We start from the raw sequence: 3101 nt of genomic DNA, 5'->3' as shown, positions 1-3101 counted from the left end.
TTCCCATAACTTAATCCTCTCCCTTATTTCCATTGTAAATCCTTGTAGGAGAGGACTCCAGTTTATTTAGGGGGCCTAGAGGAAAATGCAGGTATTTTAGCGGGTATTCGGATAATTAGCACTTTTTATCTAAAATAACTACAGTTTTGCAGGAATTCCCGAGATTCAGCCTAATCCCGGGAAAATAACTGCACTTTTGCAGCAATTATCGGGGATCCTCCTCTGAGTAACCGATTTTGCGGTCAAACCCCACTTTTACTTAGTTCCGTACAGACGGTCGCCGGCATCGCCCAAACCTGGGATGATGTAGCCGTGGTCGTTCAGATGGTCGTCCAAAGCCGCCACGTAGATGTCCACGTCGGGATGCACGTCGTGCACCGCCTTGACGCCTTCCGGCGCGGCGATCAGATTCATCATCTTGATCTGGGTGCAGCCGCGTTTCTTCAAGGCCGTGATCGCGGCGATGGCGGATCCTCCCGTGGCCAACATTGGATCGATGACGATCAATTCGCGTTCCTGTACGTCGGTCGGCAGCTTAATGTAGTATTCCACCGGCTGCAGCGTTTCCGGGTCCCGGAACAACCCCACATGACCAACCTTCGCGGCCGGGAGCAGCTTCAATACCCCGTCCAGCATCCCCAAACCGGCGCGCAGAATCGGGATCAGTCCCAGCATCCGTCCGGAAATGACTTTCGACTCGGCCTCGGCGACCGGCGTTTGCACTTTGATCGATTCAAGCGGGATGTCCCGCGTGATTTCATAAGCCATCAAAGTCGCCACTTCGTCTACCAGCTCGCGAAAATCCTTCGTGTTCGTCCGCATATCACGGATAAAAGTCAGTTTGTGTTGAATCAAGGGGTGATCGCATATCACCAATTTTGCCATAGTTTGTCCCTCCGCTTTTATTGCTAAGTCTTTACTTGCCAACTCGTTCCCATTCTTCGTTCGATCCACAAATCTTGTCTATTATATCACTCCAAGTTCGCATTTTCACCCTTGCCGCAACATGTTGCAAAGACGTCATAAAGAAACCGCTTATATATGAAGCAAACCGCTTGAAAAGAACATCCGGCCTCATGCCGTGTCGCTTGACAGCCTCACGTATAACGCATATTATAGATACGCAAAGTCCGTAATTGATTGCGGGAGCATACGATTCACCCGGTTTAAGCTGCTCCCTCTCTGGCTGACCGCTGCGCAAGAAAGCGATCGGCTTCTAATACTTGATTGCGGATACTATAGATCAATGGAGGTGTTTTGCGAAATGGGAAATCAACTTCTCGATGCAGTGATCATTGGCGGAGGCCCGGCAGGCCTGAATGCGGCCCTCGTGCTGGGAAGGGCCAGAAAGAAGGTCGTGGTGATCGATGAAGGCCGGCCCCGCAACGCCGTGACCCGAGAAGCCCACGGGTTTCTGACGCGCGACGGCATAAAACCGGGCGAATTCCGGCGGATTGCCATGGAACAGATCGGCAACTATCCGTCCGTCTCTTTTGCGGCGGATACGGCCGTGTCGATTCATGGGAAGGACGGCGATTTCCATATCGCAACCGAGCAAGGGCAAACCTTTCGAAGCAGGAAGCTGCTGTTTGCCGTTGGCATGAAGGATCGGCCGCTGAACATTCCGGGACTCCCCGAGGTGTACGGGAAAAGCGCCTTCGTTTGTCCCTACTGCGATGGGTGGGAATTGCGCGACGAGCCCCTTGTCATCATCAACAAGGGAGCTGACGCTGTGCATTTCGCCCCGTTGATTTCCGGATGGACGAATCGTTTCACGTTTTGCACGAATGGCCCCGACGAACTGGCGGACGCGGAACGCGAAGAACTTCGGCGGCACGGGGTTCCCATCTATGACTCGCCGATCCGTTCCATCGATTCGGACGACGGGATGGTGCGGCAGGTGGTTCTTGAAGACGGTACGGCTATTCCGTGCCGGGGGATTTTTTTCAAACCGGAGCTGGTTACGGGGTCGGAGCTGCCGCAAGCCCTCGGCTGCCGCGTTAACGAGGCGGGCACGGTCATCGTCGACGAATTCGGGAAAACGGATGTTCCGGGCGTTTATAGCGCCGGAGACGCGGCATCGCGAATGTATCAAGCCATTGCCGCCGCCGCCATGGGCGCACTCGCCGCAGCGGCCATGAACAACGAGTTGAATCTGGAAGCTTGGAGGAGAAACGGATGAACCCGGAAATCGGCAAAACCAGGAACGCGGATCATGAACACCAAAGCGCAAACGCCAAGCTGGGCGCCGAAATCCTGTCCTTACTTCAACCGAAGCCGGGGGAGCGGATTCTTGACGTCGGCTGCGGAACCGCGGACCTGACGGCTCAAATCTCGGCCGCCGGAGCGGTCCCCACCGGGATCGACCTGTCGGAGGAGATGATCCTTCGGGCGAAACAGAAGCATCTCGAATTGAATATCCTGGCGGAAGACGTTTGCCGCTACCGAACCGACGCAAGCTTTGACGCCGTGTTTTCCCATGCGGCGATGCACTGGGTTAAAGATCCTCCCGCCGCCGCCCGCTCCGTCTGGCTCGCCCTTCGGGAAGGCGGCCGATTCGTGGCCGAATTCGCCGGGAAAGGCAATGTAGCCTCGCTGACCCGGGCCATTGAGCAGGTCCTCAAAACGCACGGTTACGCGGGGGCGGGAAGAAGTCCGTGGTACTTGCCCAGCATCGGCGAATACGCCGCCCTGCTGGAGCGGACCGGCTTCCGCGTCGTGTTCGCCCAGCACTTCGACGTCCCTTCTCCGCTAAAGGCGGGGGTACGGAACTGGTTGGACAGTTTCGCCGATTACTTTTTCCCGGACGTCCCTTCCGCGGAAAAAGCAGCGATCTACGATGCCATCGAGACTATGGTCAAACCCGCCCTGTACCGGGAAGGACAGTGGTTCGCCGACACCAGCCGACTGCGCATCATGGCGATCAAGCAAGCGCATTGGGATTAAGCAGGTCGCGTTTTGATCCACCTGAAGCATAAATAAGGACATAAATCTCCCTTATTTGCCACTAGCGTTTCATTAATGTTTGACAGTTAAGCCGGCAACCTTTGGCGTTAGGTTAACACTCGCTGTCCGGAAGCTTTGCACAATTATCCCGTTTG

The 3101-nt window shown here is 55.4% G+C and carries 3 protein-coding genes; 2 read left to right on the top strand and 1 reads right to left on the bottom strand.

Annotation, left to right across the window (positions count from 1 at the left end):
• Nucleotides 1–255: 255 nt before the first annotated feature.
• Complete coding sequence (gene upp, locus ACQ4N8_RS28010) at nt 256–885, bottom strand: uracil phosphoribosyltransferase (protein ID WP_430707652.1); 630 nt, start codon at nt 883–885, stop codon at nt 256–258.
• 379 nt (nt 886–1264) lie between these two features.
• On the opposite strand from upp, the gene ACQ4N8_RS28005 reads away from it, so the two are divergent.
• Together ACQ4N8_RS28005 and ACQ4N8_RS28000 are read left to right on the top strand one after the other, a co-directional pair.
• Entirely contained in the window at nt 1265–2182 is a 918-nt protein-coding gene (locus ACQ4N8_RS28005) for an NAD(P)/FAD-dependent oxidoreductase (RefSeq protein WP_430707651.1), read from the top strand.
• On the top strand, nt 2179–2946 hold the full coding sequence (locus ACQ4N8_RS28000; protein WP_430707650.1) for a class I SAM-dependent methyltransferase: 768 nt from the start codon (nt 2179–2181) through the stop codon (nt 2944–2946). The genes ACQ4N8_RS28005 and ACQ4N8_RS28000 overlap by 4 nt, the downstream gene beginning before the upstream one ends.
• Nucleotides 2947–3101: the final 155 nt, after the last annotated feature.

Origin of the sequence: Paenibacillus macerans (assembly GCF_050565405.1) — a bacterium.
Classification (GTDB): domain Bacteria; phylum Bacillota; class Bacilli; order Paenibacillales; family Paenibacillaceae; genus Fontibacillus; species Fontibacillus macerans_B.
This window is presented reverse-complemented; position numbering and strand designations above follow the sequence as displayed.